The organism is Microbacterium sp. SZ1 (assembly GCF_002362255.1).
Taxonomy (GTDB): Bacteria; Actinomycetota; Actinomycetes; order Actinomycetales; family Microbacteriaceae; genus Microbacterium.
Genome location: NZ_LPVV01000005.1, coordinates 1 through 15,808, shown reverse-complemented (window position 1 = coordinate 15,808; position 15,808 = coordinate 1). Strand labels below are relative to the sequence as shown.

13 protein-coding genes are annotated in these 15,808 nt (G+C 70.2%); 6 read left to right on the top strand and 7 right to left on the bottom strand.

Annotated features, from left to right (window positions below):
* Positions 1–56: 56 nt before the first annotated feature.
* The gene (locus AUC47_RS05555) at positions 57–1,010 is read right to left on the bottom strand and encodes a carbohydrate ABC transporter permease (RefSeq protein WP_096714224.1); all 954 of its coding nucleotides are present in this window, start codon (positions 1,008–1,010) and stop codon (positions 57–59) included.
* Positions 1,010–1,984, bottom strand: a complete 975-nt coding sequence (locus AUC47_RS05550; RefSeq protein ID WP_096714223.1) for a carbohydrate ABC transporter permease — start codon at positions 1,982–1,984, stop codon at positions 1,010–1,012. The genes AUC47_RS05555 and AUC47_RS05550 overlap by 1 nt, the downstream gene beginning before the upstream one ends.
* Positions 1,985–2,148: 164 nt before the next feature.
* Here AUC47_RS05550 and AUC47_RS05545 point away from each other — a divergent pair, with 164 nt between their 5' ends.
* Complete coding sequence (locus AUC47_RS05545; RefSeq protein WP_256999457.1) at positions 2,149–2,793, top strand: Pr6Pr family membrane protein; 645 nt, start codon at positions 2,149–2,151, stop codon at positions 2,791–2,793.
* 17 nt (positions 2,794–2,810) lie between these two features.
* Here the strand turns inward: AUC47_RS05545 and AUC47_RS05540 are convergent, their stop codons facing one another.
* A complete protein-coding gene (locus AUC47_RS05540) occupies positions 2,811–4,220 on the bottom strand; it encodes a flavin monoamine oxidase family protein (protein ID WP_256999456.1) in 1,410 nt (469 codons plus the stop codon).
* 59 nt (positions 4,221–4,279) lie between these two features.
* On the bottom strand, positions 4,280–5,284 hold the full coding sequence (locus AUC47_RS05535) for a LacI family DNA-binding transcriptional regulator (protein WP_096714221.1): 1,005 nt from the start codon (positions 5,282–5,284) through the stop codon (positions 4,280–4,282).
* A gap of 116 nt (positions 5,285–5,400) precedes the next feature.
* Here AUC47_RS05535 and AUC47_RS05530 point away from each other — a divergent pair, with 116 nt between their 5' ends.
* Genes AUC47_RS05530 through AUC47_RS05515 form a run of 4 tightly spaced genes read left to right on the top strand, consistent with a single transcriptional unit; the run spans position 5,401 to position 10,452 of the window.
* Complete coding sequence (locus AUC47_RS05530; protein WP_096714220.1) at positions 5,401–6,651, top strand: sugar ABC transporter substrate-binding protein; 1,251 nt, start codon at positions 5,401–5,403, stop codon at positions 6,649–6,651.
* 2 nt (positions 6,652–6,653) lie between these two features.
* Positions 6,654–7,751 carry a carbohydrate ABC transporter permease gene (locus tag AUC47_RS05525; protein WP_096714219.1) on the top strand — a complete coding sequence of 366 codons (1,098 nt, stop codon included), beginning with the start codon at positions 6,654–6,656 and terminating at the stop codon, positions 7,749–7,751.
* A complete protein-coding gene (locus tag AUC47_RS05520) occupies positions 7,748–8,587 on the top strand; it encodes a carbohydrate ABC transporter permease (protein ID WP_096714218.1) in 840 nt (279 codons plus the stop codon). Before AUC47_RS05525 ends, AUC47_RS05520 begins: the two co-directional genes overlap by 4 nt.
* Positions 8,584–10,452, top strand: coding sequence for a glycogen debranching N-terminal domain-containing protein (locus AUC47_RS05515; RefSeq protein ID WP_096714217.1), 1,869 nt, complete (start codon positions 8,584–8,586; stop codon positions 10,450–10,452). Before AUC47_RS05520 ends, AUC47_RS05515 begins: the two co-directional genes overlap by 4 nt.
* A gap of 34 nt (positions 10,453–10,486) precedes the next feature.
* Here AUC47_RS05515 and hutI read toward each other — a convergent pair whose 3' ends face one another.
* The 3 genes from hutI to hutH are packed head-to-tail and all read right to left on the bottom strand — an operon-like array spanning position 10,487 to position 14,878.
* A complete protein-coding gene (hutI, locus tag AUC47_RS05510; RefSeq protein WP_096714216.1) occupies positions 10,487–11,656 on the bottom strand; it encodes an imidazolonepropionase in 1,170 nt (389 codons plus the stop codon).
* Entirely contained in the window at positions 11,653–13,344 is a 1,692-nt protein-coding gene (gene hutU, locus AUC47_RS05505) for a urocanate hydratase (RefSeq protein ID WP_096714215.1), read from the bottom strand. The genes hutI and hutU overlap by 4 nt, the downstream gene beginning before the upstream one ends.
* Entirely contained in the window at positions 13,337–14,878 is a 1,542-nt protein-coding gene (gene hutH, locus AUC47_RS05500; protein WP_096714214.1) for a histidine ammonia-lyase, read from the bottom strand. Before hutH ends, hutU begins: the two co-directional genes overlap by 8 nt.
* A gap of 70 nt (positions 14,879–14,948) precedes the next feature.
* On the opposite strand from hutH, the gene AUC47_RS05495 reads away from it, so the two are divergent.
* Positions 14,949–15,722: an IclR family transcriptional regulator gene (locus AUC47_RS05495; protein WP_096714253.1), complete on the top strand. Its 774-nt coding sequence runs from the start codon at positions 14,949–14,951 to the stop codon at positions 15,720–15,722.
* Positions 15,723–15,808 lie beyond the last annotated feature (86 nt).

Sequence of the window (15,808 nt, the reverse complement as noted above, 5' to 3'; positions counted from 1 at the left end):
CTTCTTTCGGTTGCTGTGCGTGTCGTCGTATCGGTCGATGGACGTGTGTTGTCGCGTCAGCCCTTCCGCCCCTGTGTGGCGACGCCCTCGATGAAGTAGCGCTGCCCGAAGGCGAAGAGGATGAGCATCGGCAGGGTCACGATCAGGGACGCCACCATGACGTACTGATAGTCGCCGTGACCGCCGGCCGTCGGGCTGTACTTCGTCATGGCGTAGGCGATGCCGAGCGGTGCCGTGAACTCGTCGACGGACCCCGCGTTGAGGTAGATGAGCGCGGCCTGCAGGTTGTTCCAGCTCGCCTGGAACTCGAACAGGAACACGATGATGAACGACGGGATCGACAGCGGCATCGCGATGCGCCAGAACAGCCCCCAGTAGCTGGCCCCGTCGAGACGCGCGGCTTCGAAGAGCTCGCGGGGCAGCCCGAGGAAGAACTGTCGTTGCAGGAAGATGTAGAACGCGGATCCGAAGAGGTTCATGCCCCACAGCGGCACCCACGTGCCCAGCATCCCCGTCTCCTTCCAGATCAGGTAGATCGGGATCATCGTGACGGCGCCGGGCAGCATCATGGTGGCCAGGACCAGGCCGAAGAGCAGTCCACGGCCGGGGAACTTGAAGTACGCGAAGCCGAAGGCGACGATCGAGCTCGAGATCGCGACGGTGCCCGCCGCGAGCAGGGCGATCGCGATGCTGTTCCACATCCAGCTGAGCAGGGGGAGCTGGTTCCACACCTCGATGTAGTTCTCGGGGATGAACGTCTTCGGGATGAGCGAGTTGTCGAAGACCTCGCCCCGTGGCTTGAAACTCGCCGCCAGCAGCCACACGAACGGGTAGAGGAAGAGGAGGCCGAAACCGATCAGGATGACGGCGAGGACGATCCGCACCGCGAGGCTCTTCGGCTGCGACACGGCGCGGCGCCAGCGCGACCTGCTCGGCACCGTGACGGCGTGCGTCTCGTTCTCGAGGATGGACTCGGCGGCGGGAGGCAGCTGCCGCAGTGAAGACGACATCAACGGTCTCCCTCGTAGTAGACGAATCGGTTGCCGACCTTCACCTGGATGAGCGTGATGATCATGATGATGACGAACAGCAGCCAGGCCATGGCCGCCGCGAAGCCGAAGTTGAACTGGCGGAAGGCCTGCTGGAAGAGGTAGATCGCGTAGAAGAGCGACGCCTCGGGTGACGAGTTGCTCTGATCTCGCCAGAACAGCAGATACGCCTGATCGAAGATCTGGAAGGCGGCGATCGACAGCACGATGACGTTGAAGAACATCGCGCCGGAGATCATCGGCAGCGTGATCGAGAAGAAGCGACGGATCGCCCCCGCGCCGTCGATCGATGCGACCTCATACAGCTCGGTCGGCACGTTCTTGAGCGCGGCGAGGAAGATGACCATCGTGCCGGCGACCGTCCACAGCGTCATGATGACGATGCTCGGCTTCACCCACGCCGGGTCGACGAGCCACTGCGGACCCTGGATGCCGAAGAGACGCAGGAACTGATTGATCGCGCCGGAGTTGCCGTTCAGCAGCAGGAAGAACACCGCGGCGGTCGCGACGGCCGGGGTCATCTTGGGCAGGTAGTAGAGCGTGCGGAAGATGCCCGCTCCTCGGCCGACGCGATTGAGCAGCAGCGCGAGGATGAGCGCGAAGATGATCTCGAGCGGCACCGCCATGACGACGTAGAACAGCGTGTTGGCGAGCGAGACGCCGACCCGGGGGTCTTCGAAGAGCTGCGCGTAGTTCGTGGCGCCGACGGGTCGGGCGGTGTTGGTGGCCAGGTTGTAGTTGCTGAACGAGATGTACAGGCTGTACGCCATCGCCCCTGCCGTGAAGACGAGGAAGCCGATGATCCACGGCGAGATGAAGAGGTAGCCGGCCAGCGCTTCGCGCTTGTTGTAGTGCTGCTTCAGTGCAGGACCGCGGCTGCTGCGTCGGGTGCCGCGCTCCCGACTGCGGGCGCGCGACGGGGAGGATACTGACATGGGCGTGAATCTAGAAGCGGTTCTCCCTTTTCCGCGCGGGGCTTGCTTCTTCTCGCACAGTGTGATTCCACCCCTCCTGCGGGTGCCTCCCCGTCGCACTCCGTAGACTCGCCGGATGGGCGACGCGCGACCCGACGCGCGTCGAGGGAGGGACGACGGCCACAGTGAGGGCACGAGCGGTCTTCGGCGTGCTGCGCCTCGCCGCGGCGAGCGTGTGCATCGTCGCCCTCGTGCATCGCATGTTCTGGGGGCTCAGCTCCGCCACGATCGCCGGGGAGAACTTCTTCGCCTATCTCACGGTGCAGTCGAACTGCGCGCTGGTCGTCGTGCTGCTCATCGGCGCCGTGCTCGCGCTCCGGCGGAGGACGGACCCGCGGTGGTTCACGGTCTCCCTCGCCCTCGTGCTCACCTGGACGATCACAGCCGGGCTCGCGTTCGCGCTCATCGTCTGGCAGGCGGGACTCCGCGGCATCCGCGTCGACGTACCGTGGTCGGACCAGGTGCTCCACTTCTACCTGCCGGCCTGCACCGCCCTCGCCTGGGTGCTCACGCCGGGCCATCGCGGCGTGCCGTGGTGGGTGGTGCCGACCGCGCTCGCCTTCCCGCTCGCGTGGGGCGGCGTGACCCTGTGGAGAGGCCCCATCGTCGGCTGGTACCCGTACTACTTCCTCGATCCGCGACAGGTGTCGGGGCCGCCGGAGTTCCTCATCACGAGCGGCATCGCGCTGGCGATCTTCGCGGCCGTGGCGTCGGTCATCGTGCTCGTGAGCCGGATGCGCAGACGGGGACACGACCGACCTCCGGTGTGACCCGGCGACCTCCCGCGTCAGGGCGTGGCGAGGAACGGCGCGAGCGACGCGATGGCCGCCTCGAGCGCCTTCTGGTCATCGAGCTCTGCGAACTCGCCGGCGGCGTCGCCGCCGACGATGCCGACCACGACGCTCTCCCCCGTCTCGGCCGAGAGGTCGAACCACGTGCGGATCAGCGCGTCACCGCCCACGACATGCCACACCGTCGGCACGGCGGCGTCGAGCTCCTCGGGAGCGGTGGCGGCGGGCTCCTCGGGAGCGGTGGCGGCGAAGGGGGACTCGTCGAACCGCATCCAGACCGTCTCGATGCGACCCATGCCGAGTTCGGCGATGGCGCCGCGCTGTGCGAACGGCAGCGCGGGGGCGAACTCCAGCCCCTTCCCCTGCAGCACTCCGAGCGGCACCGTGATGACGACCCTGTCGAAGGAGAGCGACTCCCCCGTGGCGATCCTCAGGCTGAGGCCGGCGTCGTCGTAGGCGACGCGAGAGACCGGAGACGCGAGGCTGACCTTCGCGCCCTCGAGCAGGTCGTCGACGATCGCGCCGAGATCGCCGAGAGGAGCGATGAGCTCCGTCGGCGGCAGAGCGGGCGGGAACCAGGTCGACGCCTCGTCGGCATCGGAACCCGAGGATGCCGCCACGGCCGCGAGCAGCGCGACGATGCCGGGATCCTCGAGATCGACGCCCGACTCGGACAGGGCGTCGGCGAGAGCGACGTCGGTGGGCTGCTGCTGTCCGGCGGTGATCGCCGCCTGCACGGGTTCGGTCGACACCGGCTCGACGTCGCCCTCGGCCGAGCGCCAGAGCGGAGTGCCGAGCGTCGTCGAACGGATGTCGAGGCGGGTGAGCTGCGCGGCCATCTCGCTGTCGGCGGAAGCGAAGAGCCACCCGCCCAGCTGTGCGGGAACAGGCCACTGCTCCTCGTCGACCACCGACTGCACCCGACCGCCGACCCGGTCGCGTGCCTCGAAGACCGTGACCTCGTGCCCGGCGGCGACGAGCCGCGACACCGCTGCTGCGCCGGCCAGTCCCGCGCCGATCACCGCGATCCGCTCGCCGTCGCCCGCCACCCGCTGCACGTCGTCGGCGGCTCGGTCGCCCGAGCGCAGCGCGGCGTCGACCGTGCCCGGCGCCTCGGTGTCGGTCGCCTCACCGGCGAAGAACAGACGGTCGTCGACCGGGGCCGCCAGCGCCTCGCGAGCGCTCTGCTGCGTGCCGACGGGCGTGTAGCTCGCTGCTCCCCGCGAGAACGGGTCGCTCGTCCACGCGCTGCGGACGAACGCGGCGGGCGTGATCGCGCCTGCGGTGGGCTTCGGCGTCGGCGTCCTGCTGGGCGTGGGAGTGGGCGCCGGCTCGGGCGTGCAGGAGGAGAGAATCACTCCCAGGACGCCGGCGCCGGCGCCGATCAGCAGAGTGCGACGCGTCATCCTCATCGTGTCGCAACGATACCGCGCCCGCTGCGTCGCCGCCTGCCGACCCGAGGAGGTCAGCGGATCACGAGTTCCGGTGTGATGAGCGCGTGCGCCTCGCCCGACTCGACCCGTCGAGGAGAGACCACGTCGCCGGTCGGCCCCATCAAGAGCTGCAGCACGGCCTCCGCGACATCCTCGGGTCGCTGCTCGACGCTGGAGAATCCGAGCGCCTCGGCGGTTGGCGTGTTGTCGAATCCGATCACGGGCATCCTCACCCCGGCGTCGGCGAGCGCGAGCAGAGCGCCGACGGCGAGCGAATCGCTCGCACAGACGATGGCGTCGGCGCGAGTGTCATCGGTCAGGGCGGCGGCGATGGCGTGCCGCGCACCCTGCACGGAATCCTCCGAGACGATGCGTGCGCCCTGCGCCCCGGACGCGTCGATCGCCTCCCGCCATCCGCGTTCCCGGTCGTCGCCCGTCCCGGAACCCGACGGCCAGCCGAGGAAGCTCACGAATCCTCCCCGTTGCAGCGCGTGCTCTGTCGCGGCGCGAGTGCCCGCCGCGCCATCGACGTCGACCCACAGATGCGTGGGGTCGGCGATATCGTCGTCGCCCCAGGGGCGGCCGAAGGAGATGAAGGGCAGGCCGACGGCATCCAGCCTTCCCACCCGCTGGTCGTCGCGCACGGTGCCGGTGAGGATCGCGGCGTCGATCTCCGACCCCTCCCAGAGCTCTGCGAGCCGCGCGAGCTCCTCCTCGGGGGTGCGGGCCGCGTAGACCAGCATGCGCATCCCGCGCTCGCTGGACCGGTCGGTGATCGCGTGCACGAAGCGGTCGAGCACGACGCCCGAAACCCCGCCGAGGTAGGGATCGAGGCGGATGCCGATGGTCGAGCTCCGCCGCAGGCGCAGCCTGCGTGCCGCCGCGTGCCGGCGATATCCGAGCTCGTCGATCGAGGCGAGCACGCGCTCCCGGGTCGCGGGCTTCACGATGTCGGGAGTGTTCAACACGTTCGACACGGTCTGCCGGGAGACGCCGGCGTGCGCGGCGACATCCTCGACCGTCGGAGCCTTCGCCATCCCACACCTCGATCCCGCAGCTTGACACGTCCAGTCCGCGCGACCTAGCGTATGGCATGCGTAGTTTGATCGTTCAAATTTCTGCGCGAGAGGCCCTCATCAAAGGAGAGAGAGACATGACACGGCACACCACACGCGCCCTCCTCGGCACCGGGGCGGTGCTGCTCACCAGCACGCTCGTGCTCACGGGATGCGGCTCCGGCTTCTCCGGCGACGAGCCGGCGGGAGACTCCGAGGGGCTCAGCTCGTCCGACGACGCGCTCACGGTGCTGATCGGATCGTCGGGTGACGCCGAGACCGAGGCCGTGCAGTCGGCGCTCGACGCCTGGTCGGAGGAATCGGGCACGGACGTCGAGCTCCAGGTGGCGAGCGACCTCGCCCAGGAGCTGTCGCAGGGCTTCGCGGCCGGTGAACCCGCCGACCTGTTCTACCTCGCACCCGAGCAGATGGCGGGATACGCGTCGAACGGGTCGCTCCAGGCCTACGGCGACGAGCTCGCCAACAAGGACGACTTCTACCCGTCGCTGGTCGAGAACTTCACCCTCGACGGCACGTTCTACTGCGCACCGAAGGACTTCTCCACGCTCGCGCTCGTGATCAACACGCAGATGTGGGCGGACGCCGGACTCACCGACGCCGACCTTCCGAAGACCTGGGACGACCTCGCGTCGGTCGCTCAGAAGCTCACCACCCCCGAGCACGTGGGGCTCGCGTTCGGCGCCGAGTACCAGCGGGTGGGCACGTTCATGGCGCAGGCCGGCGGCGGGCTCGTCGACGACGGCACCGCGATCGCCGACGACCAGGCGAACGTCGACGCGCTGGACTACGTCAAGACCCACCTCGCCGACGGCACCTTCGCCTTCGCGAAGGACATCGGTGCGGGCTGGGGCGGCGAGGCGCTGGGCAAGGGCCTCGCGGCGATGGTGATCGAGGGCAACTGGATCACCGGCGCGATGGCGAACGACTTCAGCTCGATCGGCTACACCGTGGCTGAGCTCCCGGAGGGCCCCGGCGGCCAGGGCACCCTGCAGTTCACGAACTGCTGGGGCATGGCGGCAGACAGCCCCAACCAGCAGGCCGCGCTCGACCTGGTCGAGTACCTGACCAGCGCCGACAGCCAGCTCGCGTTCTCGAAGGCCTTCGGCCCGATGCCGTCGATCGCCTCGGCCGCCGACCAGTGGACGACGGACAACCCCGACCTCGCACCGTTCCTCGCCGGCGCGGAGGACGCGCAGTTCCCGCCGAACCAGGACGGCGCGGCCGACGTGATCGCCGACTTCAACGCCCAGCTCGAGTCGCTGAAGACGGGTGACCCCGCGCAGATCCTCGGCACCGTGCAGTCGAACCTCGAAGCGATCGTCGAGTAGTCATGGCGGTGCAGGCCACGCCTCGCCGCGGAGGGGCCTCCGGGCTCCGCCGCGGCGAGGCCGCAGCCGGATGGCTGTTCACGGCGCCGGTGATCGTCATCCTCGGCGTCTTCCTGCTCGTACCCGTGCTCATGGCGCTCTGGGTGAGCATGTCGGACTGGGCGGGGCGCGGCAGCCCCCTCTCACCGTCGGTGTCGTTCGTGGGCGTCGAGAACTACTCCGCCGTGCTCGCCGACGGCGGTCTCGCGACGAAGGACTTCGGCACCGCCCTGCGCAACAACGCCTGGTACGTGCTGCTCGTCGTCCCCCTGCAGACCGCCATCGCGCTCTTCCTCGCGGTGCTGGTGAACCGCGCCGTCCTGCGCGGTCGCGGGTTCTTCCGCACCGCCTACTACTTCCCCTCCGTCACCAGCTCCGTGGCGATCACCGTGCTCTGGCTCTTCCTGTTCTCGGCGAGCGGCGCGGTGAACAGCGTGCTTGCCTGGTTCGGCGTCAACGGTCCGAACTGGTTCAACGACCCCCGCGGCATCCTGCATCTCGCCCTCAGCGGAGTCGGCGTCGACGCCGGCCCCGCCGCGCTGACCGGTGGCGGGATGCTCGGCATCTCCTGGTGGGAGTGGCTCGCCGGGCCGTCGATCGCGATGAGCGCCTACATCCTCATGGCGATCTTCACGACCTCGGGCACGTTCATGCTGCTGTTCCTCGCCGGCCTGCAGAACCTCGGCGCCGATGTCGACGAGGCCGCGATGATGGACGGCGCGAACGGCTGGCAGCGCTTCTGGCGCGTCACGCTCCCCCAGCTGCGGCCGACGCTCTTCACGGTGCTCACTCTCGGCCTGATCGGATGCTGGCAGGTGTTCGACCAGATCTACACCGGAACCCGCGGCGCCCCGAGCAAGACGACGCTGACCCCGGCGTACCTCTCGTACAAGACCGCCTTCACGGACCAGGAGTGGGGCCAGGGCGCGGCGATCGCCTTCATCCTGTTCGTCATCATCGTCGTGTTCACGCTGCTGCAGCGCTGGGTGCTCCGCGACCGGCCGGTGTCGCGCCGCCGGATCCGCGCCTACGAGATCACCACGAAGGGAGGCGCGTCATGAGACTCTCGTCAAAGCAGCTCACCTGGCAGATCGTGCTGTACGCGGTGCTGATCGTGCTCGCGCTGATCTACATCTACCCGTTCCTCATCCAGGTGTTCACGAGCTTCAAGACCGATGAGGATGCCGCGGCCTCGGGCGTGAACCTCCTCCCGGAGTCGTGGACCTTCGCTGCCTACGAGCGCCTGTTCGCGAACTCCGACTTCCCGTCCTGGTTCGTCAACAGCGCGATCGTGACCATCTTCGTGACCGCCGGTCGCGTGTTCTTCAACTCGCTCGCCGGGTACGCGCTCGCCCGTCTGCGATTCCGCGGGCGCGGAGTCGTGTTCGCCGCACTCGTGGCGGTCATGTCGGTGCCGACCGTCGTGCTGCTGATCCCGAAGTTCCTCGTGATCAATCAGCTGGGCATCTTCAACTCGTACGCGGGCATGATCCTGCCGCTGCTCGTGGACGCGGCCGGTGTCTTCATCATGAAGAACTTCTTCGAGTCGATCCCGGTGTCGGTCGAGGAGCAGGCGCGCATCGACGGCGCCGGCACGTTCCGCATGTTCTGGTCCGTCGTGCTGCCGATGGCGACGCCCGCCCTCATCACCATCGTGATCCTGTCGTTCCAGGGCTCGTGGAACGAGCTCAGCCACTTCATCGTGTCGACCAACGACCCCGGCCTGACGACCCTGACGAAGGGCGTCGCGTCCCTCGCGAGCGGCCAGCTCAGCCAGGGCACCCAGTACCCGCTCAAGCTGGCGGCGGCGCTCATCATGACGATCCCCGTCGCCGTGATGTTCTTCATCTTCCAGCGCCGAATCATGAATTCCACCGAAGGAGCCGTCAAGGAATGACCGACCGCCCCCACCTCCAGCCCCTGCTCGACGACGCAGTGATCGTGCTCGACGCCCCCACCCAGGTCTGGTCCGATCGCGCAGGGCGCATCGGGACAGCACCGATCCACGGGGTGTTCCACGGCGACGTCCGGCACATCGCCGGGATCGACATCGCGGTGCGCGGAACAGCTCTCGAGTCGATCGGATGCTCGTCGCCGACGCCGCAGCACGTGCGCTTCACCGACCTGCTGCGCGGACTGGATGACGTGGGGGCCGATCCCAAGGTGCGGCTCGACCGGGATCGCACGGTGGCGGCCGGTCGGTTCGCGGAGACGCTGCGGTTCTCCTCGCACCTCGAGGATGCCGTCGAGGTCGGTGTCGAGGTGCGCGTGCGACCGGACTTCGCGCCCATGCAGCTCGTCAAGGCGGGCGAGGACGGAGATCAGGACTGGACGTGGGACGGCGAGCGCTGCCGAGCCGGCGATGCTTGGTTCGCTCTCTCGGCGCGGGGCGCCGTCGTGTCGACCGACGGGAGCGAGCTGGTCGTCGCCTGGAGTGCGACGGTCCCCGCGCGCGGTGCCGTCGAGCTGTCGTGGGCGGCCGACCTCGACGACCCGACCCTGGTGGTGACCACGCCGGGCCGGGCCGCCGGCACCCGGCACGTCGGCACGGGCGCTGATCCCCGCGCCGCCCGCTGGCTCGACCGCGCGACCGCCGATCTCAACGCGCTGCGCCTCGCGCTTCCCGACCACCCGGATGACGCCTTCTACGCGGCGGGCGCCCCCTGGTTCTTCACGCTGTTCGGGCGCGACTCGATCTGGGCGGCGCGCCTCGCCCTGGCATCCGACCCTGCGATCGCCGGTTCGACTCTGCGGGTGCTCGCGCGGCTGCAGGGGACGACGGTCGATCCCGAGACCGCCGAGGCGCCCGGCAAGATCGCGCACGAGCTGCGCAGCGCCGAGCTGTCACTGCCGGGCGAGGGCGTGCTCCTGCCGCCGCTGTACTACGGCACGGTCGACGCCACCCCGCTGTGGGTGTGTCTGCTGGCCGACGCGCACGACGCGGGGATGCCGGAGCCCGACCTGCGCGAGCTCCTCCCTGCCCTGCGCGCCGCCCTGGACTGGATGGTCGTGCACGGCGACGCCTCCGGGAGCGGATTCATCGACTACGCGGACGACACAGGGCACGGCCTGGCGAACCAGGGGTGGAAAGACTCCGGCGACTCGATCCAATGGCGCGACGGACGGCTCGCCGAGGGGCCGATCGCGCTGAGCGAGGTGCAGGGCTACGCCTACGAGGCCGCCGTGCGCGGCGCGGCGCTGCTCGATGAGCTCGGCGAGCCGGGCGGCGACGCCCTGCGCTCGTGGGCGGAGGATCTGCGCACGCGGTTCCGCGCGGCCTACTGGGTCACGACGCCCGAGGGGCGGTACCCCGCCATCGCGCTCGACGCCCACGGCGCCGCGGTCGACACCCTCACCAGCAACATCGGCCACCTCATCGGGACCGGACTGCTCGACGCCGACGAGGAGCGCGCGTGCGCGGACTTGCTCCTCGGCGAGACGATGTCGAGCGGCTACGGCATCCGCACGATGTCGACGGATGCCGCGGGCTACTGGCCGCTCAGCTATCACGGCGGCAGCGTCTGGACGCACGACACGGCGGTCGCCGTGCACGGGATGCTGCGCGCCGGTCTCGCGGACGAGGCCCGGCACGTCGCCGCCCAATTGCTCGATCTGGCGGAGGGCTTCGACTACCGGGTGCCGGAGCTGCACTCCGGCGAGCCCCGCGTGCCGGGCGGTCGCCCCGTGCCGTACCCGGCCGCATGCCGCCCGCAGGCCTGGTCGGCCGCCGCGGCCGTGGTCTGCGCCGAGGCGCTGCGCTGACGGGAGGCGTTGCGCTGACCGGCCGGGGTCGGCGTCAGCGGACGGCGGCCCCGTCCTTCCAGACGCGCGCCACCAGGGGCACGCCCGGACGGTAGGCCAGGTGGATCCGCGTCGGCGCGTTCAGCAGCACGAGGTCGGCCCGAGCTCCCGGGGCGATGATTCCGACGTCGTCGCGCCGCAACGCCCTCGCACCGCCCGCCGTCGCCGCCCACACCGCTTCGGCTGGGGTCATCCCCATGTCGCGGACGGCGACGACGATGCAGAACGGCATGGACGAGGTGAAGCTCGACCCCGGGTTCGTGTCGCACGCGAGCGCGACAGTGACGCCGGCATCGATGAGCCGCCGCGCGTCGGGGTAGGGCTGCCTCGTCGAGAACTCGACCCCCGGCAGCAGCGTGAGGACGGTGTCCGACCCGGCGAGCGCGACGACATCGGCATCCGTCAGGTAGGTGCCGTGGTCGACCGAGGCGGCCCCGAGCTCGACCGCGAGTCGCACGCCGTCGCCCGGACCGAGCTGGCTCGCATGCAGGCGGGCTCGCAGCCCGCGCGCGATGCCCGCCTCGAGGATGCGGCGAGACTGCCCCACCGTGAACGCGCCGGTCTCGCAGAACACGTCGATCCACCGGGCCTGCGGCGCACAGGCGTCGAGCATCGGGCCGCACACGAGGTCGACGTACCCATCGGGGTCGTCGGCGTACTCGACCGGGATGACGTGCGCGCCGAGGAACGTGACCTCGGGCGTCACCTCTGCGGCGAGGCGCACGAGCCGCTCCTCGTCGGCGACCGAGAGACCGTAGCCGCTCTTGATCTCGACCGTGGTGGTGCCCTGCCCGAGCATCTCGTCGAGGAACCCGCGCAGCCGCGCGCGGAGCTCGTCATCGGTCGCGGCGCGCGTGGCGGCGACGGTGGAGCGGATGCCGCCCGCGGCGTACTTCTGCCCGGCCATGCGCGCCTCGAACTCGGCGGCGCGGTCGCCGCCGAAGACGAGGTGGCTGTGGCTGTCGACGAAACCGGGGATCACGGCCCGGCCCGCGGCATCCACGATCTCATCGGCGGCCGGCGCGTCGTGCGCCGAGCCGACCCAGGCGATCCGTTCTCCGTCGATCAGCACGGCCGCGTCGTGCATGGTGCCGCAGGGGTCCGTCGGGTCCGAGCCGACGTTGGTCGTCAGCTCCCCGATGCCGGTGATGAGCGTCGTACTCACAGGATCGGCACCGTCAGGCCGCGCTCGCGGGCGATGTCCCGCGCATGCTCGTAACCGGCGTCGACGTGGCGCATGACGCCGGTGCCGGGGTCGTTGGTCAGCACACGCTCGAGCTTCTCCGCCGCGAGAGCGGAGCCGTCGGCGACCGTGACCTGACCGGCGTGGATCGACCGGCCGATGCCGACACCGCCGCCGTGGTGCAGCGAGACCCACGACGCGCCGGATGCCGTGTTGAGGAGAGCGTTGAGCAGCGGCCAATCCGCGATCGCGTCGGAGCCGTCCTTCATCCCCTCGGTCTCGCGGTACGGCGAGGCCACGGAGCCGGCGTCGAGGTGGTCGCGACCGATCACGATCGGGGCCGAGAGCTCACCCGAAGCCACCATCTCGTTGAACTTCAGGCCTGCGAGGTGGCGCTCCTTGTAGCCGAGCCAGCAGATCCTCGCCGGGAGCCCCTCGAAGTGGACCTTCTCGCCCGCCCTCTCCAGCCAGCGGTGCAGCGCGGCGTCCTCCGGGAACAGGTCGGCGATCGCGCGGTCGGTCCTGCGGATGTCCTCCGGATCGCCGGAGAGGGCGGCCCAGCGGAACGGGCCCCGCCCCTCCTCGAACTGCGGGCGGATGTACGCGGGCACGAAGCCCGGGAAGTCGAAGGCCCGCTCGAAGCCGCCCAGCTGCGCCTCCGCACGGATCGAGTTTCCGTAGTCGAAGACCGCGGCCCCGGCATCCCGGAAACCGACCATCGCCGCGACGTGCGCGGCCATGGACTCGCGGGAGCGACGCGTGAACTCCTCGGGATCGCGCGCGGCCTTCGCCTTCCAGCGCTCGAGCGGGATGCCGACGGGAAGGTACGCGAGCGGGTCGTGCGCACTCGTCTGGTCTGTGACGATGTCGATCGCCACGCCGCGGCGCAGCAGCTCGGGGAACACCTCGGCCGCATTGCCCACGATGCCGACGGACAGGGCCTCTCCCGCGTCCTTCGCCGCGGTGACGCGGGCCACCGCGGCGTCGAGGTCGGTGGTGTACTCGTCGAGGTAACCGTGATCGACGCGTCGCGCGAGGCGGGTCTCGTCGACGTCGACGATCAGCACCACCCCCTCGTTCATGGTCACGGCGAGCGGCTGCGCTCCGCCCATGCCCCCGGCTCCGCCCGTGAGGGTCAGTGTGCCCTTCAGCGAATCGCGACCGAGCGAACGGGCGACGGCGGCGAACGTCTCGTACGTCCCCTGCAGGATGCCCTGCGTGCCGATGTAGATCCACGACCCGGCGGTCATCTGTCCGTACATGGTGAGTCCGAGCTGTTCGAGTCGCCGGAACTCCGGCCAGGTCGCCCAGTCGCCGACGAGGTTCGAGTTCGCGATCAGGACCCGTGGCGCCCACTCGTGCGTGCGGAACACCCCGACCGGCTTCCCCGACTGCACGAGCAGTGTCTCATCGGGCTCGAGCTCGTCGAGGGTCCGCACGATCGCGTCGTACGCCTCCCAACTGCGAGCGGCACGGCCCGTCCCGCCGTAGACGACGAGGTCTTCGGGGTGCTCGGCCACCTCGGGATCGAGGTTGTTCATCAGCATCCGCTTCGCGGCCTCGGCGCCCCAGCTCTTGGCGGTGCGCTGGTTGCCTCGGGGAGCGCGAACGCTGCGCGCGGCGGCCCTCGTGCTTGAGGTCGCGGTGGTGGTCGTGGTCGTGTCAGTCATGGGCATGCTCCTTCGCGATGCGGGCCACGGCGCCGGACTGCACCAGGGCGGTCACGGCCTCCATGTCGGGTGAGAGGTAGTGGTCGGGTCCCGGCCCGGCGGCCACGGTGCGTACGAGGTCGCGCACCGCCCCGGTCGCCGGTCCGGCCTGAAGCGGCGCACGCAGGTCGAGGGCCCGCGCCCCGGTGAGGATCTCGATGGCGAGCACGCGGCCGAGCCCGTCGATCGCGCGACGCAGCTTGCGCGCGGCCGCCCATCCCATCGACACGTGATCCTCCTGCATCGCCGACGACGGGATGGAGTCGACGGATGCCGGCACCGCGAGCCGCTTCAGTTCGGAGACGATGCCGGCGGCGGCGTACTGGGGGATCATGAGTCCGGAGTCCACCCCGACCTCGTGGGCCAGGAACGGCGGGAGTCCATGACTGCGAGCGGGATCGAGCGCTCGGTCGGTCCGTCGCTCGGAGACCGAGGCGACGTCGGCCACCGAGATGGCGAGGAAGTCGAGTACGGCGGCGACCGGCGCCCCGTGGAAGTTGCCGTTCGACTCGATCCGCCCGTCGAGGGTGATGACGGGGTTGTCGATCACGCTCATCAGCTCGCGGTCGGCGATGAGCGTCGCGTGCGCCATGGTGTCGCGGGCGGCGCCGTGCACCTGCGGCGAGCAGCGCAGCGAGTATGCGTCCTGCACCCGGCCGTCCTCCGGCCCCTTGTGACTGTGCACGAGGGGCGAGCCGCCGAGGAAAGAGCGCAGGTTGCGGGCGGACTCGGCCTGCCCGAACTGCGGCCGCAGCATCATGAGGTCGGCGGCGAAGACGGCATCCGTCCCGAGTTGCGACTCGACCGACATCGCAGCGGCGATGTCGGCCGTCAGCATCAGCGCATCGAGGTCGTGCAGCGCGAGCGCGAGCATGGCCAGCATCCCGTCGGTGCCGTTGATGAGGGCGAGTCCCTCCTTCTCCACGAGCTCGAGAGGCTCGATGCCTGCAGCGGCGAGTGCGTCGGCGGCGGGGACGATGTCGCCGTCGCCGACGCGCACCTCCCCCTCGCCCATCGCCGCGAGCGCGATGTGCGCGAGTGGCGCGAGGTCGCCGGAGCAGCCGAGTGAGCCGTACTCGCGGACGACCGGGGCGATACCTGCGTTCAGCAGTGCGGCGTACGTCTCCACCACGACGGGGCGCACCCCCGTGCGCCCGGACGCCAGCGTCTGCAGACGGAGGAGCTGGAGGCCGCGCACGACCTCGCGTTCGACCTCTGCGCCCGTTCCCGCGGCATGCGAGCGGATCAGGCTGGCCTGCAGCTGACGACGACGGTCAGCGGCGATGAAGGTGGTGGCGAGAGCGCCGAAGCCCGTGGAGACCCCGTAGTGCGGATTCGGGTCGGCCGCGAGTCCATCGACGACCATTCGGGTCTGCCGCACGCGGTCGAGGGCTTCGGGCGCGAGGACGACTGCGGCATCGTGACGCGCGACGGCGACGACGTCGCCGATCGACAGCGGGGTGGCACCCACGAGGACGGAGGAGGAGAAGCTCATGGTTCGATTCCACACCCGCGCAATGGTGTGGCACAGGTCGCCATGGGATCCTGTGTCTGTGATCACAGACATGTCCGCAAGCGACTCGCGCCCGGCGAGCGGACAGGTGCCGGCAGCCGACAACACCCTCCGGATGCTGCGCTATCTCGCCGGTCGCCCCGCACCGGTCGCCGCCTCGGCGATCGCGCGGGACCTCGCACTCCCTCGCTCCACCGTCTATCACCTGCTCAACACGCTCGCCGAGCACGGCTTCGTCCTGCACCTCGCCGAGGAGCGCCGGTGGGGTCTCGGCACCTCGGCGTTCGAGCTCGCGGGCGGCTACGCGAGGCAGCAGCCCCTCGCCCGTCTCGGCCGCCCACTCGTCGCCGCGCTGTCCGACCGCCTGGGCGAGAGCGCGCACCTCGCTGTCATGAGCGGGGGCGACGTGCTCTACATCGTGGAGGAGCGAGCACCGCGGCGCCCCGCGCTCGTCACCGACGTCGGGGTACGGCTTCCCGCGCACCTCACCGCGTCGGGCCGCGCGATGCTCGCGGCACTCCCCCGAGAGCAGGTGCGCGCGCTGTACCCGAGCGCCTCGGCATTCCCCGATCGCACGGGACTCGGCCCCCGCACACCACGCGAGCTCCGCGAAGTCCTGCGCACCGTGCGCGAGCGCGGCTACGCGACCGAGGACAGCGAGATCGCCGATGGGCTCCGCAGCGTCGGCGCGGTCGTCCGCGACCACGCCGCGTGGCCGGTCGCCGCCGTCGCCGTCACGTGGGCTGCCACCGAGCGCGATGAGAGCGTGCTGGCGGATGCCGTGCGGGAGACTGCATCCGTGCTCGAGTCGCGCCTGCACCGATGAGGTACCGCCGCCGTGCGCGACGCGCGTTAACGCAGAGAAGCCACCCAGCTCTGGGTGGCTTCTCTGTCTAAAAGGAGTCCGGCGGT

What these genes read in the sequence shown, in the direction of transcription:
- AUC47_RS05555 (WP_096714224.1), bottom strand. Translation starts at nt 1,010, where the DNA reads ATGTCGTCTTCACTGCGGCAGCTGCCTCCCGCCGCCGAGTCCATCCTC.
- AUC47_RS05550 (WP_096714223.1), bottom strand. Translation starts at nt 1,984, where the DNA reads ATGTCAGTATCCTCCCCGTCGCGCGCCCGCAGTCGGGAGCGCGGCACC.
- AUC47_RS05540 (WP_256999456.1), bottom strand. Translation starts at nt 4,220, where the DNA reads ATGACGCGTCGCACTCTGCTGATCGGCGCCGGCGCCGGCGTCCTGGGA.
- AUC47_RS05535 (WP_096714221.1), bottom strand. Translation starts at nt 5,284, where the DNA reads ATGGCGAAGGCTCCGACGGTCGAGGATGTCGCCGCGCACGCCGGCGTC.
- AUC47_RS05530 (WP_096714220.1), top strand. Translation starts at nt 5,401, where the DNA reads ATGACACGGCACACCACACGCGCCCTCCTCGGCACCGGGGCGGTGCTG.
- AUC47_RS05525 (WP_096714219.1), top strand. Translation starts at nt 6,654, where the DNA reads ATGGCGGTGCAGGCCACGCCTCGCCGCGGAGGGGCCTCCGGGCTCCGC.
- AUC47_RS05520 (WP_096714218.1), top strand. Translation starts at nt 7,748, where the DNA reads ATGAGACTCTCGTCAAAGCAGCTCACCTGGCAGATCGTGCTGTACGCG.
- AUC47_RS05515 (WP_096714217.1), top strand. Translation starts at nt 8,584, where the DNA reads ATGACCGACCGCCCCCACCTCCAGCCCCTGCTCGACGACGCAGTGATC.
- hutU (WP_096714215.1), bottom strand. Translation starts at nt 13,344, where the DNA reads ATGACTGACACGACCACGACCACCACCGCGACCTCAAGCACGAGGGCC.
- hutH (WP_096714214.1), bottom strand. Translation starts at nt 14,878, where the DNA reads ATGAGCTTCTCCTCCTCCGTCCTCGTGGGTGCCACCCCGCTGTCGATC.
- AUC47_RS05495 (WP_096714253.1), top strand. Translation starts at nt 14,949, where the DNA reads ATGTCCGCAAGCGACTCGCGCCCGGCGAGCGGACAGGTGCCGGCAGCC.